General features: G+C 67.7%; 25 protein-coding genes. 8 read left to right on the forward strand and 17 right to left on the reverse strand.

The window, feature by feature from the left end:
• Positions 1 to 289 precede the first annotated feature (289 nt).
• Entirely contained in the window at positions 290 to 979 is a 690-nt protein-coding gene (locus KUV62_RS07870; protein ID WP_222603139.1) for a sugar transferase, read from the forward strand.
• A gap of 64 nt (positions 980 to 1043) precedes the next feature.
• On the opposite strand, the gene KUV62_RS07875 is transcribed toward KUV62_RS07870, so the two are convergent.
• Entirely contained in the window at positions 1044 to 1841 is a 798-nt protein-coding gene (locus tag KUV62_RS07875) for an acyl dehydratase (protein ID WP_222603140.1), read from the reverse strand.
• Between the two features lie 34 nt (positions 1842 to 1875).
• On the opposite strand from KUV62_RS07875, the gene KUV62_RS07880 reads away from it, so the two are divergent.
• Positions 1876 to 2274: a VOC family protein gene (locus KUV62_RS07880; RefSeq protein WP_222603141.1), complete on the forward strand. Its 399-nt coding sequence runs from the start codon at positions 1876 to 1878 to the stop codon at positions 2272 to 2274.
• A 60-nt stretch (positions 2275 to 2334) separates the two neighbouring features.
• Here KUV62_RS07880 and KUV62_RS07885 read toward each other — a convergent pair whose 3' ends face one another.
• From KUV62_RS07885 to KUV62_RS07895, 3 genes are all read right to left on the reverse strand, one after another.
• Positions 2335 to 3000, reverse strand: a complete 666-nt coding sequence (locus KUV62_RS07885; RefSeq protein ID WP_222603142.1) for an OmpA family protein — start codon at positions 2998 to 3000, stop codon at positions 2335 to 2337.
• A gap of 152 nt (positions 3001 to 3152) precedes the next feature.
• Positions 3153 to 3989 (reverse strand): methylated-DNA--[protein]-cysteine S-methyltransferase, encoded by an 837-nt coding sequence (locus KUV62_RS07890; protein WP_222603143.1) that lies wholly within the window; start codon positions 3987 to 3989, stop codon positions 3153 to 3155.
• Between the two features lie 120 nt (positions 3990 to 4109).
• Positions 4110 to 5225 (reverse strand): heme-binding protein, encoded by a 1116-nt coding sequence (locus tag KUV62_RS07895; RefSeq protein ID WP_222603144.1) that lies wholly within the window; start codon positions 5223 to 5225, stop codon positions 4110 to 4112.
• A gap of 240 nt (positions 5226 to 5465) precedes the next feature.
• Here KUV62_RS07895 and nth point away from each other — a divergent pair, with 240 nt between their 5' ends.
• From nth to KUV62_RS07910, 3 genes are all read left to right on the forward strand, one after another.
• Positions 5466 to 6110 (forward strand): endonuclease III, encoded by a 645-nt coding sequence (gene nth / locus KUV62_RS07900; RefSeq protein ID WP_222603145.1) that lies wholly within the window; start codon positions 5466 to 5468, stop codon positions 6108 to 6110.
• Positions 6107 to 7120, forward strand: a complete 1014-nt coding sequence (locus KUV62_RS07905; protein ID WP_222603146.1) for an adenosine kinase — start codon at positions 6107 to 6109, stop codon at positions 7118 to 7120. Before nth ends, KUV62_RS07905 begins: the two co-directional genes overlap by 4 nt.
• Before the next feature lie 99 nt (positions 7121 to 7219).
• Complete coding sequence (locus KUV62_RS07910) at positions 7220 to 8446, forward strand: S8 family peptidase (RefSeq protein WP_222603147.1); 1227 nt, start codon at positions 7220 to 7222, stop codon at positions 8444 to 8446.
• A gap of 16 nt (positions 8447 to 8462) precedes the next feature.
• Here KUV62_RS07910 and polA read toward each other — a convergent pair whose 3' ends face one another.
• Both polA and mbfA read right to left on the reverse strand, forming a co-directional pair.
• Positions 8463 to 11270, reverse strand: coding sequence for a DNA polymerase I (polA, locus tag KUV62_RS07915; RefSeq protein WP_222603148.1), 2808 nt, complete (start codon positions 11268 to 11270; stop codon positions 8463 to 8465).
• 353 nt (positions 11271 to 11623) lie between these two features.
• Positions 11624 to 12598 (reverse strand): iron exporter MbfA, encoded by a 975-nt coding sequence (mbfA, locus tag KUV62_RS07920; protein ID WP_222603149.1) that lies wholly within the window; start codon positions 12596 to 12598, stop codon positions 11624 to 11626.
• Positions 12599 to 12784: 186 nt separating this feature from the next.
• On the opposite strand from mbfA, the gene KUV62_RS07925 reads away from it, so the two are divergent.
• Together KUV62_RS07925 and KUV62_RS07930 are read left to right on the forward strand one after the other, a co-directional pair.
• Positions 12785 to 13408, forward strand: a complete 624-nt coding sequence (locus tag KUV62_RS07925; protein ID WP_222603150.1) for a TetR/AcrR family transcriptional regulator — start codon at positions 12785 to 12787, stop codon at positions 13406 to 13408.
• Between the two features lie 13 nt (positions 13409 to 13421).
• Positions 13422 to 13910 carry a GyrI-like domain-containing protein gene (locus KUV62_RS07930; RefSeq protein WP_222603151.1) on the forward strand — a complete coding sequence of 163 codons (489 nt, stop codon included), beginning with the start codon at positions 13422 to 13424 and terminating at the stop codon, positions 13908 to 13910.
• On the opposite strand, the gene KUV62_RS07935 is transcribed toward KUV62_RS07930, so the two are convergent.
• The 8 genes from KUV62_RS07935 to argH all read right to left on the reverse strand — a co-directional run bounded on the left by KUV62_RS07935 (position 13907) and on the right by argH (position 22101).
• Positions 13907 to 14617, reverse strand: a complete 711-nt coding sequence (locus KUV62_RS07935) for an NYN domain-containing protein (protein ID WP_222603152.1) — start codon at positions 14615 to 14617, stop codon at positions 13907 to 13909. The two genes, KUV62_RS07930 and KUV62_RS07935, sit on opposite strands and share 4 nt — an antisense overlap.
• A 17-nt stretch (positions 14618 to 14634) precedes the next feature.
• On the reverse strand, positions 14635 to 15135 hold the full coding sequence (locus tag KUV62_RS07940; RefSeq protein WP_222603153.1) for a GNAT family N-acetyltransferase: 501 nt from the start codon (positions 15133 to 15135) through the stop codon (positions 14635 to 14637).
• Entirely contained in the window at positions 15135 to 15905 is a 771-nt protein-coding gene (locus KUV62_RS07945) for a potassium channel family protein (RefSeq protein WP_222603154.1), read from the reverse strand. Before KUV62_RS07945 ends, KUV62_RS07940 begins: the two co-directional genes overlap by 1 nt.
• Before the next feature lie 130 nt (positions 15906 to 16035).
• Positions 16036 to 18600, reverse strand: coding sequence for a TIGR02302 family protein (locus KUV62_RS07950; protein ID WP_222603155.1), 2565 nt, complete (start codon positions 18598 to 18600; stop codon positions 16036 to 16038).
• Positions 18601 to 18637: 37 nt separating this feature from the next.
• The gene (lysA, locus tag KUV62_RS07955) at positions 18638 to 19903 is read right to left on the reverse strand and encodes a diaminopimelate decarboxylase (RefSeq protein WP_222603156.1); all 1266 of its coding nucleotides are present in this window, start codon (positions 19901 to 19903) and stop codon (positions 18638 to 18640) included.
• Positions 19904 to 20246: 343 nt separating this feature from the next.
• A complete protein-coding gene (locus KUV62_RS07960) occupies positions 20247 to 20564 on the reverse strand; it encodes a DUF2834 domain-containing protein (RefSeq protein WP_222603157.1) in 318 nt (105 codons plus the stop codon).
• Positions 20561 to 20713, reverse strand: coding sequence for an argininosuccinate lyase (locus KUV62_RS07965; protein ID WP_222603158.1), 153 nt, complete (start codon positions 20711 to 20713; stop codon positions 20561 to 20563). Before KUV62_RS07965 ends, KUV62_RS07960 begins: the two co-directional genes overlap by 4 nt.
• Positions 20710 to 22101 (reverse strand): argininosuccinate lyase, encoded by a 1392-nt coding sequence (argH, locus tag KUV62_RS07970; protein WP_222603159.1) that lies wholly within the window; start codon positions 22099 to 22101, stop codon positions 20710 to 20712. Before argH ends, KUV62_RS07965 begins: the two co-directional genes overlap by 4 nt.
• Positions 22102 to 22122: 21 nt before the next feature.
• Between argH and KUV62_RS07975 the strand changes: the two genes are divergently transcribed.
• Complete coding sequence (locus tag KUV62_RS07975; RefSeq protein ID WP_222603160.1) at positions 22123 to 22683, forward strand: TlpA family protein disulfide reductase; 561 nt, start codon at positions 22123 to 22125, stop codon at positions 22681 to 22683.
• A 166-nt stretch (positions 22684 to 22849) separates the two neighbouring features.
• Here KUV62_RS07975 and KUV62_RS07980 read toward each other — a convergent pair whose 3' ends face one another.
• The 3 genes from KUV62_RS07980 to KUV62_RS07990 all read right to left on the reverse strand — a co-directional run bounded on the left by KUV62_RS07980 (position 22850) and on the right by KUV62_RS07990 (position 25015).
• A complete protein-coding gene (locus KUV62_RS07980; RefSeq protein WP_222603161.1) occupies positions 22850 to 23392 on the reverse strand; it encodes a hypothetical protein in 543 nt (180 codons plus the stop codon).
• A gap of 231 nt (positions 23393 to 23623) precedes the next feature.
• The gene (locus tag KUV62_RS07985) at positions 23624 to 24031 is read right to left on the reverse strand and encodes a VOC family protein (protein WP_222603162.1); all 408 of its coding nucleotides are present in this window, start codon (positions 24029 to 24031) and stop codon (positions 23624 to 23626) included.
• Positions 24032 to 24085: 54 nt separating this feature from the next.
• Positions 24086 to 25015: an extensin family protein gene (locus tag KUV62_RS07990; protein WP_222603163.1), complete on the reverse strand. Its 930-nt coding sequence runs from the start codon at positions 25013 to 25015 to the stop codon at positions 24086 to 24088.

Raw genomic sequence — 25015 nt, forward strand, 5'->3', positions numbered from 1 at the left:
GGCAAAAACGTGTTGTTGACCGGACTTAGCCCGAGATGCATAACCTTGATTGTCGAATGGAAGAACATATTTTCGACATACTACAGCACTGGGGGTTGGTGCTTCCACATGGGAGTTTGGTGAGTTTGCTTCGGTCTTGGTAGGACCAGATCTTTTCTGAAAAAGCCTGATGCGCTGCGCGCAATCTCGATCCCTGCAGCTTGCAGGGAAACGATAGATCGCGCCCTGCGCTCGCCCCGAGCACATTCACGCTTGAACTTCTGTCAATCCACGCCTCGAGGAGGTTCCGTTGACTATTCAAGTTCGCCGCCCGCTGCCGACCCCCGGTATCGAACGCCTGATCGACGACGCGCTCTTCGCCGCTCCGCAAGGCGCCTCCTACGATCGCATGGCCAAGCGCCTGCTCGACGTGATCCTCGTCCTGATCGGCGCGCTGCCGGTGTTGATGGTGACGCTGACGCTCGCGGCGGTCATCGCGCTCGACGGCAAGTCGCCCTTCTACCTGCAGAAGCGCGTCGGCCGGAATGGCCGGATCTTCTACATGTACAAGCTGCGCTCGATGGTGGCCGATGCAGAGGGCCGTCTCGAGGCCTACCTTGCCGCCGATCCCGAGGCCCGCGCCGAATGGGACCGGACCCAGAAGCTGCGCCACGATCCGCGCATCACCGCGGTTGGCCGGCTGATCCGCAAGACCTCGCTCGACGAGCTGCCGCAGCTCTGGAACGTGCTCCGCGGGGATATGTCTCTGGTCGGCCCGCGCCCGATGATGGTGGATCAGCAGGATCTTTACCCCGGCACCGCTTATTACGCGCTGCGCCCGGGCATCACCGGCTTCTGGCAGACCTCGGTGCGCAACGAGTCGAGCTTTGCCGAGCGCGCCGGCTTCGACACCGACTACCTGCGCCAGCTCTCCTTCGGCACCGATATCAGGATCCTGGCCCGCACCGTGCGCGTCGTGCTGAACGGCACCGGCTACTGAGCTTTGCGCGGAAGCGCTTCTTGAGAAGGCCCTCGCCAATGGCGGTGGCTTTCTCATTCCGGGCTCAGAACTCCAGCTCGGCGATCATGCACTGGCGCCCGTCCGCCCCGCGCACCCAGGCGCTGCCGGCATCGCGGCAGAGCGTGACCTCCTCGCCCAACGTCACCGGCGCGGTGGCGCGGAAACGGAAGCCCTTCAGCGGCGCCTGATCCTCGGCCATCAGCATCAGGAGCTGCGCCAGAAGCGGCCCGTGCACCACGAGATCGGCATAGCCCTCGACCGCGCGGGCATAGTCGGCATCGTAGTGGATGCGGTGGCCGTTGAAGGTCAGCGCCGAGTAACGGAAGAGCAGCGTGCTGTCGAAGCGCGCCACCCGCGCCTCGGTCTCGTTGCGGCGCGCCTCCGGCGGCACCGGGCGCGGCGCGTCGGGCGAGGGATCCTCGCGATAGACGAGATCCTGCCGCTCCTCGACGCAGAGCACCCCGCCCTGCCGGATCTCGTGGCGCAGGGTGACGAAGGCCAGCGGGCCGGTGCGCCCGGTCTTCTGGGCAACGTTTTCGCGAATGGTGCGCTTCTCGGCCTCCTGCCCGACCCGCAGGGACGCCAGGAAGCGCAGCGCGCCGCCGGCCCACATGCGGCGCGGCAGGCCGAGATCGGGGATCAACCCGCCGGTGCGCGGGTGGCCGTCGCGGCCAAGCCCCTCGGGCGGTTGCGCCTCCCAGAAATGGATCTGGTGAAAGAACGGCGGCAGCGCGTCGCCCGCCTCCAGCCGCTCGGGGCGGCCCAGCGCCGCCAGAAGCGCGTTGGCACGGGCCGGATCGAGCCCGTCGGTCAGGCGGGTTTCGGCTGTATCATCACTCATGGGCACCTCCCTGCGGAAAGGATCTAGACCACCCATGACGCCAACCGTCCAGTCTCTCGACCATCTCGTCCTCACCGTGGCGGATCTCGACGCCACGCTGGCCTTCTATACCGAGGTGCTCGGCATGCGGGCCGAGCGCTTCCGCCCCGCCGACGGCTCGCAGAGATGGGCGCTGCGCTTCGGCAGCCAGAAGATCAATCTGCACGAGGCCGGGGCCGAGTTCCTGCCCAAAGCCCGGCAGCCCACGGCGGGCTCGGCCGATCTCTGCTTTCTGACCGAGACGCCTCTGGCGGACTGGCAGGCCCATCTTCGGGCCCGGAACATCCCCGTCGAGGACGGCCCGGTGCGGCGCAACGGCACCGAGGGGCCGATCCTGTCGCTCTATCTCCGCGATCCGGACGGCGCCCTCATCGAGCTGTCGAACCGGCTCTGAAAAGAAAAGCGCGCCGCGGGAGGCCCCGCGACGCGCCGATCTCAGCCAGGCAACGCCGGATCAGGCGTTGGGCAGGATGACGATCTCGACCCGGCGGTTCTGCGCCTTGCCCTCGGGCGTCAGGTTGGACGCGATGGGCGCCGCTTCGCCGCGGCCGATGACCGAGATGCGGCTCGACGGCACGCCGCTCGAGACCAGCACGTTGGCCACGCTTTGGGCGCGGCGCTGCGAGAGGCCCTGGTTGTAGCCTGCATCGCCGTCGCTGTCGGTGTGGCCCACGACCTGCACGCTGGTGTTCGGGTAGTCGAGCAGCGAGCGGCCCACGGTGCGGATGTCGGCCTGCAGGTCGGTGCGCAGCGTGTCGCTGTCGAAGCCGAACAGGATGTCCTGCGGCATGGTCACGATCAGGCGGTCGCCGGTGTTGCGGATGCCGACATCGTTGCCGAGCTGCTGGCGCAGTTCCGCTTCCTGCTTGTCGAGCTGGTTGCCGATAACGCCGCCGGCGATGGCGCCCGCAGCCGCCCCGACCAAGGTGTTCTTGACGGCATCGTCATTGTTGCCACCGATGATGCGGCCCGCGGCAGCGCCGCCGAGCGCGCCGAGAAGGACGCCCTGGTTGGTGTTCCGGTTGGGGTTGTTCTCGTCGAACATCTGGCCTTCGGAACAGGCGCTCAGCCCCATCACGGCGGCGAGGGAAAGAAGAATGGACGTCTTGGCCCGGATCATGGTGTGCCTCTTGATCGTTATGGCCCCCACGTCGCGGGGGCGCTCCTCCTGAATTATAGAGCGACCATGCAACGGACCAACAGCGCTGTCACGGGGGTGTCGGCGGGTCTTCGCCCATTCCGCGCCTCACTTCACGGTGATGCAACCGCCTGTCACGCCTCAAGACGGGCCGCCTCCCATGCGAGGATGGCGCGTTTGACCGGCAGGCCCCAGTGATAGCCGCCAAGCCCGCCGGACTTGCGAAGCGCCCGGTGGCAGGGGATCAGCAGCGAGATCGGGTTGCGTCCGACCGCCGTACCCACCGCGCGCACCGCCTTCGGGCTGCCGACCGCCTGCGCGATCTCGGAATAGGTGGTGACATGGCCCGAGGGCACCCGCATCAGGGCCTCCCAGACCTTGATCTGGAACGGCGCGCCCATGAGGAAAAGCGGCACCTCGCCGCCGCCCTGCCCGAACGCCGCCGCGACCCAGGGCTCCAGCGCCGCCACATCCTCGACATAGGCCGCCTCCGGCCAGCGGCCGCGCAGGTCGGCCATGGTGGCGTCGTCGCCGGCCTCGGAGGCGAAGCCGATGCCGCAGAGGCCCCTGTCGGTGCCCATCACCAGCGCCCGGCCGAAGGGGCTGTCGAACCAGCCCCAGCGGATCGTCAGCCCCTCGCCGCCGCGCCCGTATGCGCCGGGGCTCATCGCCTCCCAGCGCAGGAACAGGTCGTGCAACCGTCCGCCACCCGAGAGCCCGGTGGCATGCGCCGTCTCGAGCGTGGTGAAGCGCTCGGAGAGCAGCGCCTTGGCGTGGCCGAGCGTCAGGTATTGCTGGAAACGCTTGGGCGAGACCCCGGCCCAGCGCGAGAACAGGCGCTGGAAATGCGCCGGGCTCATGCCCATGCCCGCCGCCAGCTCCTCGAGCGTGGCCTGCGGCCCCGCCGCGTCGACCAACTCGATGGCGCGGCGCATGACCTCGTAGTGATACCCTTGCGACATCTCCGACATGACCCGGCTCCCATATTGCCGGCCAAGGCTACGCCGCGACGCGCGGCTGTGCGACCCGGTTCCTGCGCTTTCAGGAGACCGGGTCGCGACCGGGATGGGAGGCCCCGGTATCTGCGAGTGTCAGTACTCGTCGGAGGTCAGCACCTCGGCGTCATCGCCCACGTTGGCCACCTTCTCGAGCGTGTTGATCGAGACATGCGGCCAGCCGATCAGGCCCGGAATGCCGTCGCGGCGGGGGAAGAAATCGAGCATGACCACCTGCAGATACTGCATCACCAGCTTGGGCTCGTCGCCGACGCCCGGCTCGTCGAGCTCCATGATCCAGAAGGTCGATTTCATCGAGGTGGCGTTGGCGTGCTTGACGATAAACGGAATGTTAAGGATTCCGGCCGCCTCGGTGGCGCTGGTTGTCATGTCGAGCCGGGTGGTCTTCTTCACCTTGTCGGGCGCCGGCTGTGCGCCGCGCAGCAGCTCTTCGGGATGCACCGGGTTGAAGCCCGGAAAGCCCGGTGTCCCCGCGGGGACGGTTCCGAAGAACGGATTGTCGTGGAAATGCTTGTAGGGCCCGAGATAGAGGCTTTCGAGCGGCTTCAGCAGGTCGTCCTCGCCGCCGGCCGTATCGTCGCGCGGCAACAGCACGCCCTCCGGGAAGCCGTTGACCGAAGGGATGTCGGGTGGGCCCTCGAAGATGTCGACCGCCGCGTCGAAGCGGCCCATTGCCAGCAGCGAGTCGCCATGCGGCACGGTGCCCAGCCGGGCGATGTTGATGCCGTCGGTGGTGTGGTTGGTCATGAACAGGAAGAGGCCGGGCTCGTGGTGGATCGCCGCGCCGGGATCGGCGAGCTTGTCGGTCTCGAGGTCGGGGCCGCTCTTGGGAAACTCGTCCACCGCCACCTGCTCGACCAGCTGCTGGTAGTCCAGTGCCACCACCAGTTGATCAAGGTCGGTGAGCCCGCCGGCATCGCGCTGGATGCCGCGGTTGGGCGCGCCCTTGTCGGCGGTGAAGAATTGCAGCGTCTCGCGGTAATGGTTGACCATCAGCCGGTAGTTGAACCCGGCGGGCGGCGGAGCGGTGACGAATGGCAGGGCGATGCAGTTCCAGCCGAACGGCACATCGGCATTGGTGTTCTTCCAGATCCCGGGCAAGAGCTTTAGCGGTCCGAGCTCATCGTCAAAGGGTTTGGCGATCTCGATATGGCGAGTCTTGGCACGGCTCACGGCCTCTGCGTTCAACATGGCTTCGATCCTTAAATGAAATTCAACGCAAGAAATCAGCGGCGGGCGGGCTGAAAACCTGAGCCGCCGCCAAGCGTGTTTGTATCATAAAAATACAATTTCAGATAGATGCACCACAACTCGAAAGTGTGTCAGGCGGTTTCAACTTCGCTCACTCCGGTTTCCCGGCGCCATGACGCCGCGCCGACTGGCAGCGCAAACGGCTTGCCGCAGCGGGAAAAGCGTTTCATATCCGGGGGCATGGCCAAGCAGCTCGATTATCATACCCTGCGCGAGATCTTCACCCGCTTCCACGAGGCGGAGCCCGAACCCAAGGGCGAACTCGACCACGTCAACGCCTATACGCTGGTGGTGGCGGTGGCGCTCTCGGCGCAGGCCACCGATGCCGGCGTCAACAAGGCGACGCGCGAGCTCTTCAAGATCGCCGACACGCCCGAGAAGATGCTCGCGCTCGGCGAAGAGGGCGTGATCGAGCATATCAAGACCATCGGCCTCTATCGCAACAAGGCCAAGAACGTCATCAAGCTGTCGAAGATCCTGCACGAGCAGTATGGCGGCGAGGTGCCCTGTTCGCGCGCCGCGCTCGAGAGCCTGCCCGGCGTCGGGCGCAAGACCGCCAACGTGGTATTAAACATGTGGTGGCATTACCCGGCGCAGGCGGTGGACACCCATATCTTCCGCGTCGGCAACCGCTCGGGGATCTGCCCCGGCAAGGACGTGGTGGCCGTCGAGCGCGCCATCGAAGACAATATTCCCGTGGATTTCCAGCAGCATGCGCATCACTGGCTGATCCTGCACGGGCGCTACACCTGTGTCGCGCGCAAGCCCAAGTGCCAGGCCTGCCTGATCCGCGACCTCTGCCAGTTCGAGGACAAGACCGTATGACCCTGACCCCGCAGCATCCGACCAAGAAGTACCAGGTTCTTGGCATCGGCAACGCCATCGTCGACGTGCTGACCCGCTCCGATGACAGCTTCCTCGAGATGATGGGGATCGAGAAGGGCATCATGCAGCTGGTCGAGCGCGAGCGCGCCGAGCAGCTCTACGGCGCCATGGAAAACCGCGTGCAGGCCGCCGGCGGCTCGGTGGCCAACACGCTGGCGGGGCTGGGCAATCTCGGCCTGCGCACCGGCTTCTTCGGGCGCGTGCGCGACGATGCGCTGGGGCGCTTCTACGCCGACGCGATGGAGAAGGGCGGCACAGATTTCGTCAACCCGCCGGTGCCGGGCGGCGAGCTGCCGACCTCGCGCTCGATGATCTTCGTCTCGCCCGACGGCGAGCGCTCGATGAACACCTATCTCGGCATCTCCGCCGAGCTCGGCCCCGAGGACGTGGCCGAGGAGATCGCCGGCCAGGCCGACATCATCTTCCTCGAGGGCTATCTCTTCGACAAGCCGAAGGGCAAGGAAGCGTTCCTGCGCGCCGCCCGCACCTGCCGCAAGGCCGGCGGCCTCGCCGGCATCGCGATCTCGGACCCGTTCTGCGTCGAGCGGCACCGCGAGGATTTCCTGCGCCTGATCGCCAATGAGATGGACTACGTCATCGGCAACGAGGCCGAGATCCGCTCGCTCTACCAGGACGACCATCTCGACAAGGATCTGGCGCGGGTCGCCGAGGTCTGCCCGCTGGTGGTCTGCACCCGCTCGGGCGATGGCGTCAGCATCATGCGCAACGGCGAGCGCACCGACGTGCCGGTCGACAAGGTGGTTCCGGTCGACGCCACCGGCGCGGGCGACCAGTTTGCCGCCGGCTTTCTCTATGGCCTCGCCACCGGCGCCGACATGGAAACCGCCGGACGCATGGGCACCGTGGCCGCCACCGAGGTCATCAGCCACATGGGGCCGCGCCCCGAGGCCGATCTCAAGGCGCTTTTCCGCAAGAACAATCTGATCTGACTCGCTTTTCACGCGGGGTTCACGCTGTTGACCTTCGTCGGAACAACTTAAGGGTGTATCATCGCGCTATTGGAAAAATCCATTAGAGCGAGATTTGCCATGTTCATCATCCTGCGTGACGAGAACGCCCCGCGCCGCAGCCGCTTGCCGCGGCCGGTCTCGCCCCCCGCAGCGCCCAACTTCGGCACCGCCGGGTTCGACGCAGGAACGATGGCCGACGCCCCGCCCGCGCCGAAGCTCGAAAGCGCCGAGCTCAATGCCAGGGACCTGCGCGAGATCAGCCGCGATCCGACGGTCACCGCGGTGGCGCGGGGGATGCCGACACGGCTGATCGAACCGCAGCCGCTCGACGAGGTCCGCAGCGAAGACGCCGAACCGAGCTGGGGCATCGCCGCCGTCGGGGCCGAGAGCTCCGGCTTCACCGGTGCGGGTGTGCGCGTGGCGGTGCTCGACACCGGCATCGATACGGGCCACCCCGCCTTCGATGGTGTCACGCTCAAGACCCGAGATTTCGCCGGATCGGGCATCGAGGATGCCAACGGGCACGGCACCCATTGCGCCGGCACGGTGTTCGGCCGCGATGTCGAGGGCACCCGCATCGGGGTGGCGCGAGGCGTCACCGATGCGCTGATCGGCAAGGTTCTCGGCGATGACGGCAGCGGCTCCTCGGACATGCTGTTCCGGGCGATCAAATGGGCCTCGGATGAGCAGGCGCAGGTGATCTCGATGTCGCTCGGCTTCGATTTCCCGGGCCTCGTCGAGGAGTTGATCGGGCAGGGCTGGCCCGAGATCCTGGCCGGCTCCGCCGCGCTCGAGGCCTATCGCATGAACCTGCGCATGTTCGACGCGCTGATGGACATGCTGCGCGCGCAGGCGGCGTTTTCCGGCGGGACGGTGGTCTGTGCCGCCGCCGGCAACGAGAGCCGCCGCAACATCGATCCGAATTTCGAGGTCTCCGCCTCGCTGCCCGCCGCCGCCTTCGGCGTGGTCTCTGTGGGCGCGCTGGGACAGGGCGCCGGCGGGCTGACCATCGCCAGCTTCTCGAACAGCAACCCGACCGTTTCCGCCCCCGGGGTCAACGTGATCTCGGCGGCGACGGGCGGCGGGCTGCGCCCGCTCAACGGCACCTCGATGGCCTGCCCGCACGTGGCCGGCATCGCCGCCCTCTGGTGGGAGGCGCAGCGCGCCTCGGGCAGCCCGGCCTTTGCCGGCGCGGTGCAGGCCCGGCTGATGGCCAGCTGCACCACCGCGCCGATCGACCCGGCAACCGATGGTCTGGATCGCGGGCAGGGACTGGTTCAGGCCCCCGCCATGGCCATCGGCTGAGACGCTCCGCCGCCGCCTAGTGGGCCTCGGCCCAGCTCTTGCCCTGCCCGGCATCGACCACCAGCGGCACGTCGAGCTTCACCACCGGCTCCGCGGCGCCCTCCATGACGGCGCGGGCGGCGGCGATGAGATCCTCCTCGGCGCCCTGCTCGACCTCGAAGATCAATTCGTCATGCACCTGCAGCAGCATGGTGGCGGGCAGATTGGCGATGGCGTCGGGCATGCGGATCATTGCGCGCCGGATGATGTCGGCGGCGGTGCCCTGGATCGGCGCATTGATCGCGGCGCGCTTGGCAAAGCCGGCGCGCGGCCCCTTGGCGGCGATCTCGGGGGTGTGGATCACCCGACCGAACAGCGTCTCGACGCGCTTGTGCTCCTTGGCGAAGGCCACGGTGTCGTCCATGTAGGTGCGGATCCCCGGGAAGCGTTCGAAATAGCGGTCGATGAAGCCCTGCGCCTCGGCGCGCGGGATGCGCAGGTTGCGCGCCAGACCGAAGCCCGAGATGCCGTAGATGACGCCGAAGTTGATCGCCTTGGCCTGCCGGCGGATCTCGGAGGTCATCTCCTCCATCGGCACGTTGAACATCTCCGACGCGGTCATGGCGTGGATGTCCTGGCCGTCGCGGAAAGCCTGCTTGAGCGCATCAATCTCGGCCATGTGGGCGAGGATGCGCAGCTCGATCTGGGAATAGTCGAGCGCCACGATGGTCTTGCCCTCAGGCGCGACGAAGGCCTCGCGGATGCGCCGCCCCTCCTCCGAGCGCACCGGGATGTTCTGCAGGTTGGGATCTGTCGAAGCGAGGCGCCCGGTGTTGGCGCCCGAGATCACGTAGGAGGTATGGACCCGGCCGGTCTCCTTGTTGATGTGCTCCTGCAGCGCGTCGGTATAGGTGGATTTCAGCTTCGAGAGCTGCCGCCAGTCGAGCACCCGCGCCGGCAGCTCGTGCTCCGTCGCCAGATCTTCGAGCACGTCGGCCCCGGTGGCATAGGCGCCGGTCTTGCCCTTCTTGCCGCCCTCGAGCCCCATCTTGTCGAAGAGGATCTCGCCCAGCTGCTTCGGGCTGCCCACGTTGAAGCTCTCGCCGGCCAGCTCGTGGATCTCGGCCTCGAGCGCCGCCATCTTCTGGCTGAACGCGTTCGACATGCGCGAGAGCGTGTCACGGTCGACCTGCACCCCCGCGATCTCCATCTCGGCCAGCACCGGCACCAGCGGGCGCTCCATGGTCTCGTAGACCCGGGTGACATGGTTGCGGTGCAGCTGCGGCTTCAGCAGGGTCCAGAGCCGGAGCGTGATGTCGGCATCCTCGGCGGCGTATTTCACCGCGTCCTCGATCGGCACCTGGTCGAAGGTCTTCATCTTCTTGCCCGAGCCCAGCAGCTCCTTGATCGGGATCGGCGTGTGCGACAGGTAGCGCTCCGAGAGCGCGTCCATGCCATGGCCATGCAGGCCCGCGTTCATCGCGTAGGACATCAGCATGGTGTCATCGATCGGCGCGATGCGGACGCCGTAGCGAGCGAAGATCTTGGCGTCGTATTTCATGTTCTGCCCGATCTTCATCACCGCCGGGTCCTCGAGCAGCGGCTTGAGGAGATCGAGCGCCTCCTGCATCGGCATCTGCCCTTCGGCCAGTTCGCCATCGCCGAACAGATCGCCCTCGCTGTCGCCGCGATGCGCCAGCGGGATGTAGCAGGCCTCACCCGGCAGGGTGCAGAGCGAGATGCCGACGAGATCGCAGGCCATCTCGTTGAGCCCGGTGGTCTCGGTGTCGACCGCGACCCAGCCATGCTGATGCGCCGCGGCGATGAAGGGCGCCAGATCCTCGGCGGATTTCACCCAGATGTATTTGTCCGGCTCGATGGCCGGCATCTCCGGCGCGCCGGCCTCGGGCGGGTTGGCGCCCTCGGGGGTGGTGTCGGGGATCACCGGCGCCTCGGCATCGAGCTGGTCGGCGATGCGCTTGGTTAGGCTGCGGAATTCCATCTCGGCGAGGAAACCGAGAAGCACCTCCGGATCGGGGTCCCTGACCTCGAGATCGTCGAGGCCAAATTCCAGCGGCGTCTCCTCGTCGAGCTGCACGAGGCGCTTCGACAGCTCGATCTGCTCGCGCTTCTCGATCAGCGTCTGGCGCCGCTTCGGCTGCTTGATCTCCCCGGCCCGGTCGAGCAGCTCCTCGAGCGAGCCAAACTCGTTGATCAGCAGCGCGGCCGTCTTGATGCCGATGCCCGGCGCCCCGGGCACGTTGTCGACCGAGTCGCCCGCCAGCGCCTGAACGTCGACCACGCGCTCGGGATAGACGCCGAACTTCTCGAACACGCCGTCGCGGTCGATGCGGCGGTTCTTCATCGCGTCGAGCATCTCGACCCCGTCGCCCACGAGCTGCATCAGGTCCTTGTCGGAGCTGATGATCGTCACCCGCCCGCCGGCCTCGCGCGCCTGACGCGCAAGGGTGGCGATGATGTCATCGGCCTCATAACCCTCGAGCTCCTTGCAGGCGATGTTGAACGCCTCGGTGGCCCGCCGGGTCAGCGGGATCTGCGGCCGCAGATCCTCGGGCATCGCCTCGCGGTTGGCTTTGTAGAGATCGTAGAGATCGTTGCGGAAGGTGTGGCTGCCCTTGTCGAAGATCACCGCCACATGGGTCGGCGCATCGGGGCCGGCGCTGTCCTCGACGTATTTCTGCAGCATGTTGCAGAAGCCCGACACCGCGCCAATCGGCAGCCCGTCGGACTTGCGCGTGAGCGGCGGCAGGGCGTGATAGGCCCGGAAGATGAAAGCCGATCCGTCGATCAGATGCAGGTGGCAGCCCTTGCCGAACTGGGTCATGGTCGCGTCTCCCTTGGCCGTGCGCCCGCTTGGTTTGCCACGGGCGCGGCCCGGCTTCCAGCGGTTATACGGCTTCGCCACGGCGTGGAGGGGGCAAGGCCCTGTCGTACTGTGGGCGCGCATGTCAGGGAGGATGTGGGGGCCAGCCCCCTCTTGGCCCGTTGGGCCAATTCACCCCCGAGGTATTTTCGAACCAGAGAAGGCAAGGGTGCGGCGCTCCTGTCTTCTCTTCGTCGAAAATACTCCCGCCGGAGGCAGGCGGATGCCAACCGCCCGCGCGAGATCGGGCAAGGGCGCAGCCGATCTCACGCAGCGGCGAGGACGCCCGCAAGGGCGGAAGAGCGGCGCCCGGTTCAACCGCTGCCGATCAGCACGCCCGCCGCCAGCACCAGCGCGCCGCCCAGGACCACCTGCATCGAGGCGCGCAGAAAGGGCGTCTCCATGTACCTGTTCTGGATCCACGCGATCGCCCAGAGCTCGATGAAGACGATGATCCAGGCGATGCTCGTCGCGGTCCAGAAATGCGGAATCAGGTAGGGCAGCGCGTGGCCCAACCCGCCCACCGTGGTCATCACCCCCGAGGCGATGCCGCGCTTCAGCGGCGAGCCGCGCCCGGACAGCTCGCCATCGTCCGACGCCGCCTCGGTGAAGCCCATCGATATCCCCGCCCCGACCGAGGCCGCGAGGCCGACGAGGAACGTCGTCCAGGTGTCCTGCGTGGCGAAGGCGGTGGCGAAGATCGGCGCCAGGGTCGAGACCGAGCCATCCATCAGCCCCGCCAGACCCGGCTGCACCCAGGTCAGCACGAACTGCCGATGCGCCAGCCGGTCCTCGTCGCTGCGCGCATCGGCGTCGAGATGCTCTGCCGTCAGCGCGGCGGCGCGGGTCTCGTGACCGGCCTCGGCGGCGGCGAGATCGCCGAGCAGCTTGCGCGTGCCCGCATCGGTGCTGCGCTTGGCCGCCTCGAGATAGAACCGCTCGGCATCGCGCTCCATCATCTCCGCCTCTTCGCGGATGCGCTCGAGTCCGAGATTCTGCATCAGCCAGACCGGCCGGCGGGCATAGTACCCCGCGACGTGTTCGCGCCGGATCAGCGGAATCACCTCTCCGAAGCGCATCCGGTGCGCCGCGATCAGCGCCTTGCGGTGACCGTCCTCCTCGAGGGCCATGCCGTCGAACACCTGCGCCGTATCGGGATAGTCCGCGCGCAGCATCTCGGCATAGCTGCGATAGATGCGGGCGTCGTCCTCCTCGGAGGAAATCGCCAGCGCGAGCACTTCCTGCTCGCTGAGATCCTTGAATTGGCGACGTTGGGTGAAGAAACGCATGGGGCAACCTCAGTTTGGAATGATTCTAAACTAACGCAAGCGCGCCCGGATGCAACGTCCTTCGCTCTGCCGGCTAATGCGCCGATTGCCGCAGCCCCTGGAGCGCGGGAGGGGCGGCGGATCGCGCCACGCTTGCCGGATCTAAACCGGCCGGTCTATGATCCAGATCACCAGAGGAGAGTGTTCATGCCGGGGAATGCGGCGAGCGTCCGGCGCGGGCGCAAATATGACCAGGTCCTGAACGGCGCGCGCGAGATCTTCCTGCGCGACGGGTTCGAGGGGGCCAGTGTCGACGAGATCGCCAGAACCGCCGGCGTGTCCAAGGCCACGCTCTACAGCTACTTCCCCGACAAGCGCCTGCTCTTCATGGAGATGGCCACCGCCCAGTGCCAGGCGCAGGCGGACGCGGTTCTGCTGGCGCTCGATCCAAGCCAGCCGCCCAGGATCGTGCTGCGCTATATCGGCCACAGCGTTCTCGGCTTTCTGCTGTCGGAGATGGGCCTGCGGGTGTTTCGGATCTGCGTCGCCGAGGCCGACCGCTTCCCCGAGCTCGGAGCCCAGTTTTACGAATGCGGCCCGGTGCTGGTGCGAAACGAGTTGAAATCCTACCTCGCCACCGCGATGGCGCGCGGCGAAGTCGAGATCGACGATCTGGGGCTTGCCGCAGATCAGTTCATCGAGCTCTGCAAGGCGGATCTCTGGATCAAGCGGCTGTTCGGGATCCGCGATGACTTCTCCGAAGACGAGATCGCCCATGTCGTGGATGCGGCGGTCGAGACCTTCCTCGCGCGGTGCGGCCCGTCGAACTGAGATCGGAGCGCCCGTGACACCGGCCTTTGCCTTCGCAAACGTCACAATCCGCGAGCTGTCCCCGGTGCCGGTCGCGATGCTGTCGCATGTCGGGCACCCCGCGGGCATCGCCGCGAGCGTCGAGCGCTTCATCGCCCTGAGAAAGGCTGCGGGGCTGCGCCCGCCCGAGAGCGCCACCTACAATGTCTACCGGATCGGCCCGTCCGACGCGGCGCCCGAGCGCTTCCGGATGGATCTCTGCGCGGGCACAAACGGGCGCAGGGAAGTGCTCGAAGGGCTCACGCTTGGCGAGATTCCCGGCGGCCGCCGCGCGGTGCTGCGCGTCACCGGGCCCGAGGCGCTGCTCGAGGCAGCGATCCCCTGGCTGCGGCGCGACTGGTTCGTGAGAAGCGGCGAGACGCTCGGCGATTTCCCGGCCTATTGCCAGCGCGTCGCCATGCCGCCGCAGGTCCGGGCGACCGCGATGGTCAGCGATCTCTTCCTGCCGCTCAGGCCGCGCTAGTCGAGCCGGCGCACCAGCAGCTGATTGCCCGGGCCGCGCTTGGTCTCGAAAACCTTGAGCTCCGACACCAGGTCCGAGAGCTTGCGCTTGCCGTAGCTGCGGGTGTCGAAATCCGGGTTCGCCGCGGTGATGAACTGGCCGAGCTGGCCCAGCGTGTACCAGTCATCCTCCTGCTCGATGGCATCCATCGCGGTGAAGATGAGGTTGCGCGCCTCCTCGAGCTTGCCGGCGGCGCGCGGCGCGCGGTCGCCGCTTTTGCGCTCCGGCGCACCATCGAGGTTTTCGAGGAAGATGAAGCGCTTGCAGGCCTTGCGGAAGGCATCCGGCGTTTTCTGCATGCCCATGCCGTAGACGTCGAGCCCCTGCTCGCGGATGCGGCTGGCGAGGCGGGTGAAATCGCTGTCGGAGCTGACCACCACGAAGCCGTCGAAGCGGCCGGTATGCATCAGGTCCATGGCGTCGATTACCAGCGAGATATCCGACGAGTTCTTGCCCACGGTGTTGGCCGGCGAGTGGTGCGGCACGAGGCCAAACTCGGCCGAGATCTTCGACCAGCCCGAGATCTGCTGGCTGGCAAAATCGCCGTAGACGCGCCGCACGCTGGCCTCGCCCAGCGAGGCGATCTCGTCGAAGATCGCCTTGGCGTATTTCGGCGAGGTGTTGTCGGCGTCGATCAGGACGGCGAGCAGGCGGGTGTCTTCGGCCACGGGAAAGGCTCCTGAAATCAGTCCGTTTCGAGGGCCTTATACATGACCAGCGCGTCGACATAACCCTTTTCCGGGTGATGGAAGGCGCCCGGCAGGCGGCCCGCGATGTCGAAGCCGGCGCGCTGCCAGATCTCCACCGCGCGGCTGTTGCTGGAGACCACGAAATTGAACTGCATGGCGCGGAAGCCCAGCGCCTTGGCGGTCTCGAGCGCATGGGCCAGCATGGCGCGGGCGATGCCCCTGCCGGCCTGCGCCGGGTCGGTGGCGAAGCCGCAATTGCAGACATGGCTACCGCCGCCCTTCTGGTTGCGCACGATGTAGTAGCTGCCCGCCACCGCGCCGTCGATCAGCGCCGAGAACACCCGGCGCTCGGGGCCGCACCAATAGGCCAGCGCATCATCGCGCGGGATGTCGGGGTCGATCGCATAGGTCTCGCCGGCCCGGAACACCGGCTCGAGGATGCGCCACAGCGCGGCCTTATCTTCCTGGGCATAAGGGCGGATCGCCACGTCGATCATCAATACTCGCCTTCGGTTTCGATGTGGATGACGGTGCCGCAATGCTTGCAATGCACCGCATCGGCATCATGCAGCGACAGCCCGCAGGTGCCGCAGGTCTCGCGCACCTTGGCGGGGCGGAACAGCACCTGCGCCAGCCGCAGGAACAGGGTCACGCCGCAGATCATCACCACCACGGAGATCATCCGCCCCAGCGAGCCTGTGAGGGTGATGTCGCCGAAGCCGGTGGTGGTGAGCGCGGTCACGGTGAAATAGAGCGCGTCGGCGTAGTTCTCGATCTGGGGGTTGGTGCGGTACTGGGTGGCATAGACCAGCCCGGTCATCACGAAGATGAAGACCATCAGGTTGAGCGTCGCGCTGAACACGTCCTGGTAGCGGCGGAAGAACGGGAAATCCTCCCGCAGCCGCCGGAACAGCTGGTAAGTGTGCAGGAAACGCAGCGTCCGCACCACGCGCAGGAAGCCCAGGCCCTCGCCCGCCAGCGGCGCGAGGAAGGAGCCGATCGAGACGATGTCGGCCAGCGTCACCGGGCGGATCAGGAAGCGCAACTTCTGCGGTTCGATGGACATCCTCGCGAGGAAATCCGCGAGGAACACCACCCCGAAGAGCATGTCGACCGTCTCGACGACGCGGCCGTGATTGCTGAAGGAGGTGGCGACCACGTAGAGGATCGTGCCGATATCGAAGGCCAGGACGCCGTAGCGAAAGCGGTGCGCCCGGTCGCTGTCGCCCTCGTAGAGCTCTCGCAATGTCTCGAGCGCCTTGGCCATGCCATTCAGATCCTTGCTGTCTTTCTCCGCTATACCCATTGGGGCGGGCGCGGGGCAAGGCTCGCGGTCGATTGCCGCCGCCGGCGCAGGGCGCGCTGGCGACGGGGAGTCGTGGCATCAGGCTGAGGGATCAGAACCGCTCGAGCAGGCGTTCGAGGTAGTCGAGCTCTTCCTGCGGGCGCTCGCCCTCGCCGGACCGGCGGCGGATCTCGTCGAGCAGCTCGCGGGCACGGCGGTAGACGTCTTCGTCCTGCACCATGTTCTCGTCGGTGCCGATATTGCCGTTGGCGCCGGCATTGCGGCCCAGCGGGTCGCGCTGCTGACCGGGATTGCCGCCCTGCTGCTGGCCCTGCTGGCCGGGGTTCTGCTGCTGTTGCTGCGCCATCGCCTCGCCAAGGCTGCGCATGCCCTCGCGCAGCGCCTCCATGGCTTGGGACTGGTTGTCGATGGCGCCAGCGAGATCATCCTGCCGGAGCGACTCCTCGGCCCCGTCCATGGCCTCCTCGGCCCGGCGCAGCGCATCGCGCGCGGCCTCGCCGGGCTCGGTCCCGGCGCCGGGCAGGTTCTGGCGCTGGCGGTTCAGCTCGTCGCGCAGCTGCTGCTGGCGGTTGGCGAGGCTGTCTTCGAGCGACTGCTCTCCACCCTGCCCCTGCTGGCCCTGCTGTTCGCCCTGCCCTTGCCCCTGCTGCTGGCCGCCCTGACCCTGCTGGCCCTGCTGCTGACCTTGCTGGCCCTGTTGGCCTTGCTGACCCTGCTGACCGGGGTTGAACTGCTCCTGCAGCTGGCGGAACGCCTCGTCCGACAGGCCCTGCTGTTCGCGCAGCGTCTCGCCGAGCCCTTCCATCGCCTGCTCGCCCGGCGACTGGCCCTGCTGGCCCTGCGTCACCTGCATGTTCTCCATCAGCTCCTGAAGCTGGCGCAGCGCCTCCTGCGCCTCGGCCATGCGGCCCTGCTCCATCAGCTCCTGGATCCGGTCCATCATGCGCTGCAGGTCGTTCTGGCTCATCTCCATGCTGTCTTGCGACTGCGCCATCTCGGGATTCTGCTCGGCCTGCTGCTGCGCCTGCCGCGACAGCTGCCGGAGGTAATCGTCGGTGGCCTCGCGCAGCTCCTGCATCAGCTCGGCGATCTCCTGATCGGAGGCGCCGTTCTTCATCGCCTCCGAAAGCCGCTCCTGCGCGCGCTGCAGCCGCTCGAGCGCCGAGGCCAGATCGCCCTCCTCGAGGATGATTGCCAGATCCCACATCGCCTTGGCGATCTCGGCCTGCTGTTCGTCGCCCATCGACGGCCCCGCCGCCTCGAGCTGGCGCAGGATGGCGCGCAGCCGCAGGTACGGCACCGCCGAGCGGAACACGTCGTCGGGCAGGTGGCTGACGGCACGGATGATGCGGCTGATCTCGGGGATGTTGTCGCGGGTCCAGAGCAGCGCCCGGCGCTGCTCGATCACCGCCGCCGCCATCGGATCGAAAAAGCGCCTCCCCGGCAGGGTGATGGTCTCGACCTCGGCCTGCCCGGTCTGGCCGGCCTCGTCCTCGACGCTGATCGTCAGGCGCACCGGCAGGTTGGCCCAGGGATGCTCGGAGAAATTCTCGACCAGCGTCTCTGTAAATTCGGCCCGGTCGCCGGCGATGGGCATCGGCAGCGGCACCTCGATGGCCGGGCGCGGCTCGGGCTCGGCGGCGAGCAGGTAGTCGCGCGCGACCTCGCCCAACGCCAGCTCGATGCGCGCGCTGCCCGCGACCACGCCGTAATCGTCGCTGGCGGCGAAGGGGATCTGCGCGTCGCCCTCGTAGCTCGATTCGATCTCGCCCTCGCGGCGCACGCTGGGGGCGGCATCGGCGGTGACGCTCACCTCCCAGGCCCGACCTCCCGGGCCGTCGATGGCCAGCCGCCCGGATTGCAGCACGGCGAAATCCTGCGCCGTCTCCTGCGCCGCCTCGGGCGAGACCGCACGGCCCGAGACGCTCTCGTCGACCGACAGCGCCCCCACTTCGCCATACATGCGCAGCGTGATCTGCGCGCCCTCGGGCACGCTCAGACCGGGCGCGGTGATGTCGTTGAGATAGACCGACGGCAGGCGGGTGTAGCCCGGCGGCTCCATCCAGCCCTCCCACGCGGGCCCGGCGGCGAGATCGACGCCGCTCGGCCCCATCGCCGTCACCGAGGAGACGCGCAGGAACGAGCCGAAGACCAGCGCCGCGGCGAAGGCCAAGAGCGCCACGTAGCGCAGCGCGAAGGGATCGGCCCTGGCGACCCGCAGATCCGGCTCCACCGCCCGGGCCTCGGCCAGCCGGGCGCGCATCCGCGCCTGGTGCGCCTGCCAGACCGCCTGCGAGCCCATGTCGCCCGCCCCGATGGCCTGGTCGTCGAGCGCCGCCTGGATCGGGTTGCCGCGCAGGCTGCCGTCGAGCCGCGCCATGGCCTCGGCCTTGGTCGGCCAGACCAGCATTCGCGCCCCGCGCCAGATCGCCCAGCCCACGGCAGCCAAGAAGACCACGGCCGCGACCCAGACCCACTCCACCGTGACGAGGTCCTGCACGCCCAGCATCAACAGTCCCAGCGCCGCGATCAGCAGCGACCAGAGCGGCCAGAAGGCACGCGTGATGCGCTCCGCGCCCATGCCCCAGAGGGTCAGACGCAGCGGCCACTTGATGGGTTTCAGGATGTCCGGCGGCGGTGTTCCCGTCTCGGGCATGAAGGTCTCCTGCGGTCCCGGCCGCAGGAGGAATGCCCTACAGCCACTCGGGCAGGCTATCGCGGTTTATGATTTCCTCAAAGCTCGGTCTCCGGCGAATGACGGCGAATTGATCACCTTTCACCAGCACTTCGGGGATCAGTGCCCGCGTATTGTACTCGCTCGACATCACCGCGCCATAGGCGCCCGCCGAGCGGAAGGCGACGAGATCGCCCGCCCCCAGCGCCGGCATCATCCGGCCCTTGGCGAAGGTGTCGCCGGATTCGCAGACCGGGCCGACGATGTCGAACGCGGCCTGCTCGGCGCCGGCCTCCGGCTCGATCACCGGCACGATGTCGTGATGCGCCTCGTACATGGCCGGGCGGATCAGGTCGTTCATCGCGGCGTCGAGGATCAGGAAGTTCCGCCCCTCGCCTTCCTTGAGGTAGATCACCTCGGAGACGAGGATGCCGGCATTGCCGGCGATCAGCCGACCCGGCTCGATCTCGATCTCGCAGCCCAGGTGGCCGAGCTCGCGCTCGATCATCGCGCCGTATTCGACCGGCAGCGGCGGTGCCTCGTTGCTGCGGGTGTAGGGAATCCCGAGGCCGCCGCCGAGATCAAGCCGCGAAATCTCGTGCCCGTCGGCGCGCAGCGCCTCGGTGAGCTCGGCGACCTTGCGATAGGCCATGGCGAAGGGCTCGAGCTCGGTGAGCTGCGAGCCGATATGCACGTCGATGCCGATCACCTTAAGCCCGGGCAGGGCGGCGGCCTCGGCATAGACCGCGCGGGCCTTGGCGATCGGAATGCCGAACTTGTTCTCGCTCTTGCCGGTGGCGATCTTGGCGTGGGTCCTGGCGTCGACATCCGGGTTCACCCGCACGGTGACCGGCGCCACGACGCCCATCGCCGAGGCCACCTCCGAGATCACCCGCATCTCGGGCTCGCTCTCGATGTTGAACTGGCGGATGCCGCCCTCGAGCGCGGTGCGGATCTCTTCGCGGGTCTTGCCGACGCCGGAGAACACGATGCGCTCGCCGGGCACGCCGGCGGCCCTGGCGCGGGCGTATTCGCCGCCCGAGACCACGTCCATCCCGGCCCCGGCCTCGGCCAGCGTCTTCAGGATGGCCTGGTTCGAGGCCGCCTTCATGGCGTAGCAGACGAGATGCGGCCCCCAGGCCAGCGCCTCGTCGAAGAGGCGGAAATGGCGCAGCAGCGTGGCGGTGGAATAGACATAGACCGGCGTGCCGACCGCGGCGGCGATCTCGGCCACCGGCACGTCCTCGGCATAGAGCTGCCCGTCACGATAGAGAAAATGGTCCATACCGGCCTCCTGCGCTACAGGCGCCGCCATAGCGCAGCCCCGGCGCTTTCACCAGCCCCCGCGACCACTGCGCGCAAACCGACGGCACCGCCCTGACGCCCCCGTCTTCTCTACGTCCCAAATACTCAAACCCCTGCCCGCGCCACATGCGCACCGCCGACCAGACGCCGGACCCGAGACGCCCCATCCCCAGCTTCTCTACGTTCCAAATACTCAAAAACGCGCCGCCTCCACGCGCCCCCCCTCCGGCAAACGCGTCAGACCATCCACAGGCCCCCGCGCCGGTGGCCAAAGGCCGCCGGCAAGACGACCTGCGCGCGCCCCGCGGGCGCGCACCGCCTGTTCAGACGGGCCGGGAGCGGAGCCAGAGATAGAGCGGCAGACCGCAGCTCACGCCGATGAGGAAGGTGGCCGGGATCGCCCAAAGCGCCTCCCAGTTGCGCCGCACCGCGACTTCGGCCAGCACCCAGAGCGTCAGGACCACGGCGCTGATCACCAGATCCCAGGCCAGCCCGGTCACGGCGGCATTGGCAAACCACGCCTCGATCATCCCGCTGAGCGACCAGCCGTTCCGCGCCAGCCAGCCAACGAAATACACCATCGGGTGCACCGCGCCCCAGAGCGCCAGCGCCAGCCAGAGATGGCGCAGCCGCAGGCTCACCGCTTGGCGATTCCCACCGAGGCCGAGCCCGAGATCGAGATGCCCGTCGGCGGCGTCTCGTCCTTCGGCTCGGGCGTGATCGGCGCGCCATCGGCGCCGCAGGCGGCGAGCAGGGCGACAAGCCCGAAGCTCAGGACGAGGCGTGTCACGCGAGGATCTCCTTCCAGCGGGCGACCTGCTCGCGCACGCGGGCAGGGGCGGTGCCGCCATGGCTCAGGCGGCTCGCCACCGAGTTATGCACACCCAGCACGTCATAGATACCCTCGGTGATCGCGGAGCTCACAGATTGCATCTCCGAAAGCGACAGGTCCGGCAGGTCGCAGCCCTTGCCCTCGGCCATCGCCACCAGCGATCCGGTGACGTGATGCGCCTCGCGGAACGGCAGGCCGGTCTCGCGCACCAGCCAGTCGGCGAGGTCGGTCGCAGTGGAGAAGCCGGCGGAGGCGGCGGCCTCGAGGTTCTCGACATTGGCCGACATGTCCTTGACCATGCCTTCCATCGCGGCGAGCGCCAGCATCAGGTTGTCGGCGGCGTCGAAGACCTGTTCCTTGTCTTCCTGCATGTCCTTGGAATAGGCCAGCGGCAGCCCCTTCATCACCGTCATCAGCGCCACGTTGGCGCCGAAGATGCGGCCGATCTTGGCGCGGATCAGCTCGGCGGCGTCGGGGTTCTTCTTCTGCGGCATGATCGAGGAGCCGGTGGAGAACCGGTCCGACAGCGCCACGAAGCGGAACTGCGCCGAAGACCAGATCACCAGCTCCTCGGCAAAACGCGAGAGGTGCATGGCCGAGATGCTGGCGGTGCTCAGGAACTCGAGCGCGAAATCGCGATCAGAGACGGCGTCGAGCGAGTTGGCGGTCGGGCGGTCGAAGCCCAGCGCCTCCGCCGTCATGTGGCGGTCGATGGCAAAGCCGGTGCCGGCCAGCGCCGCCGAGCCCAGCGGGCATTCGTTCATCCGCTTGCGGGCGTCGCGCACGCGGCTCAGGTCGCGGGCGAACATCTCGACATAGGCCATCATGTGATGGCCCCAGGTCACCGGCTGCGCGGTCTGCAGGTGGGTGAAGCCCGGCATGACCCACTCGGCGCCGGCATCGGCCTGATCGACCAGCGCGCGGATCAGCGCCAGAAGGCCGCTCTCGAAGGCGTCGAACTGGTCGCGCACCCAGAGCTTGAAGTCGGTCGCCACCTGGTCGTTGCGCGAGCGCGCGGTGTGCAGCCGGCCCGCCGGCTCGCCGACGATCTCCTTGAGCCGGGCTTCCACGTTCATGTGGATGTCTTCCAGCGCGGTGGAGAAGGTGAACCGCCCCTCCTCGATCTCTGACAGTACCGTGAGCAGACCTTCCCGAATGGTCTCGGCATCGCTATCACTGATGATGCCCGTGGCGGCCAGCATGGCGGCATGGGCCCGAGATCCGGCGATATCCTGCGCCGCGAGTCGCTTGTCGAACCCGATCGAGGCGTTGATCGCCTCCATGATCGCGTCGGGACCAGCGGCAAAGCGGCCGCCCCACATCTGGTTCGAGGACTTGTCGGACATGGCATCACTCCGGGAGGGATCATGAGAAAACTGGCGCTTGCGCTCCTCTATACCGCCACCGCGGCGCTTGCAAATCCGGCGCTCGCCGACACCAGTGCCGCCGAGGCGCTGCGCGACGGCGACATGAAGAAGCTCACCTTCCATTCCGAGGCCAAGCCGTCCGGAACGGCGGCGTTCGAGACCTTCGAGGGCGCGCCTCTCAAGCTCTCGGACTGGCAGGGCAAATGGCTGCTGGTGAACTTCTGGGCGACATGGTGCGCCCCCTGCCGCAAGGAGATGCCGGCGCTGGCGGCGCTGCAGGACGAGCTGGGCGGCGAGCGCTTCGAGGTCGTGACCATCGCCACCGGGCGCAACCCGCCGGTCGCGATGCAGGAATTCTTCGAGGAGATCGGCGTCGACAGCCTGCCGCTGCACCGCGATCCGGGCTCGGTGCTGGCGCGCGAGATGGGCGTGCTCGGCCTGCCGATCACAGTGATCCTGAACCCCGAGGGCGAAGAGGTCGCGCGGCTGCGCGGCGATGCCGACTGGGCGTCCGAGAGCGCGCGGGCGGTTATCTCCGCGCTGATCGGCCCCGAGAGCTGATGCCGGCAAGCTGATCCCGGCCAGGCCCGTCTCGCCGTGAGGCATTGCAGGGCCAAAGATCGTGCGACGCGGCTTTGCGGGGCAGGCGCCTGCCCGCCCCGCACCTTACGTCGATACCTGGACGCCCCCTCACGGGCGCATCCGGACTGTCACGGCGCCACGCCTTTCAGCGCAGCGTCATCAGGATCCGTCGCGACAGCGTGCTGCGGCCGCTCCGGTGATCCTTCTGCCATCCCGTCCTGGCGACGCCGAGCGGATCGAGCTCGAGCGCGCCGGTGGAGACCAGCCCGTCGAGCCCCCATTCCGTCCAGGCCAGGCCCAGAACCGTCTCCCGGGTCGCCCGTCTGCGGGTCTCCCGGAAGCCGTCGGAATGAAGGATCACGTAGCTGCATGTCCCCAGTGTGCGGGCACAGCGGTGCGGTTCAAACTCGGTGACCTGCCCTTCGGCTGTCACGCTGCGCACCACCTCGCCCCGGTCATTGGTGTAGTAGCTGCCCTGATAGACCGGCGCAGTGCCCTTGCCCTTGTAGGTATCGAACCGGAACAGACCGCCCTCACGGCCCTGCGCCACATGCGACAGGACCACACCGCCCTGCTCTTCCATCACCATCACCGACCCCGGCGCCATGCGCCCGGTCTGCCAGGCGATATCCCCCGGCAGCGGTGTGGCGGCCAGAACGGCCACGATGGACAAGACGAGAGCACGCATTGGCGTCCTACTCCGGTTCAGCGGCCCCCACCGCAGCTCCGAGAATTTGACGAAAATCAGACGCTTGGCAAGCGCGTGACACTTTTTCGCCTCAAACCACTCATTCTGGCAAACAATCCCGTCGGCACTTTCGGAATCGTTTCTGACCCGCACCGGAATACCCGCAACGCGGGTCGCGCAGACCTGCGGCCAGCGCCGAGTATGCCCGCATTTACGCGCCGAATCCGGCCGTCAGTCTGCCACCTGGTGCACTTCGATGATGTTGCCGTCGGGGTCGTAGAAGAAGATCTGTCGCCAGCCCTTCACCGCCGCGTGGCCCCAATCGGCATAGGGCACGCCCTCGGCCTCGAGATGCGCCTTGAAGGCGTCGAGATCGTCGGTGCGATAGGCGATGTGGCCGCGCACCAGCGGGTTCACCACCTGCCCGGTCTTGAAGCCGGCCATCACGTCCTTCTCGGCCAGATGGACCTGCACCGCGCCATCCCAGACGAAGCCCACGTCGCCGGCATAGCCCTTGCCCTTCTCGAGCGCCGGGAGATCATCCTCGGCCGCGTCGAGGCACAGGATCCGGCGATAGAACTCGGTCATCTCGCCGACCTTCTCGGTCGAGAAATTGATGTGGTGCAGCTTGAGCTTCATGTGTCGTCCTCCCGGGGCCAGCCTGCGTCGGGCGCGGCGGGAGAGCAAGCCGTGTCAGCGGCAGTAGGAGCCGCTGCGGTGGCGGGCCGTGTCGAAATGCAGGTGATCGCGGTGATAGCCGTCCGAGCCCGGGCCGAGCACCGTGCCAAAGCGGCCGCAGGCGGTCTTGTGCATCTGGCGCAGCGCGCGCCCCTTGGCGCCACCGCCCCAGTCACGCAGCACGCTGATCTCGGAGCCGTCCCGCAGCAAGACGCCCGAGATGTCGATGGCCCGGCCCTTGCCATGCTCGCTGATCTTGCCGCCGGGGCGGTTGTTCCGGGTGCGGCAAGCGTAATGCGCCGCCACGCGAAGCCCCTCGACCCCGCCGCCCTGGCTGCCGACGGCAGGCTTCAGCCCCTGCTCGATCCAGCGCTTCAGCGTCTTGGCGGTGGTGCAATCCATCAACGCCTGCTGGCTCAGCCTGACCCCTGCCACCGAGCGCAGCTTTACCGCGTTCTCGATGCCGCAGGCGGCGATCCGGCCGGGCACGTAGCCCATAGCCTGCCCCTGTATGGCGAGATCGCCGCAGACCGCGCCGCGGGCGCGCTCCTGCCGCCGCGCCATGGCTTTCTCGACCATCGCCTTGGGGCGCAAGAGTGGCCGCAGCGACAGCGCGATGGCCTGCGGCGAGCGCGCGGCAAAGGCCTTGGCTCGGGCGATGCCGGCGGCGGCGTCCTCCGGCACGAAGCCCGGCACGCCGGCGGCGCGCAGATCCTGCGCCAGCCCTTCTTCGAAGGCGGCGGCCATCTCGGAGGGGCGCTCCTCGGGGCGGCGGCGCGACAGCGTGCCATCGGGCGCGGCGCTGACGATGAAGGCGGAGGCGGGGATCGGGGCGGGCTGCGGCGCCGCATCGCGCGCCAGTGGGCGCAGCGAGGTTTCGGGAGGAGAGGCAGGGGCCTGCGACGCAAGTGCCAGAAGACAGATCAGCGTCCAGAGCCCCCGCAT

The organism is Salipiger bermudensis, from assembly GCF_019801965.1.
In the GTDB taxonomy this organism is placed as follows: Bacteria; Pseudomonadota; Alphaproteobacteria; order Rhodobacterales; family Rhodobacteraceae; genus Salipiger; species Salipiger bermudensis_A.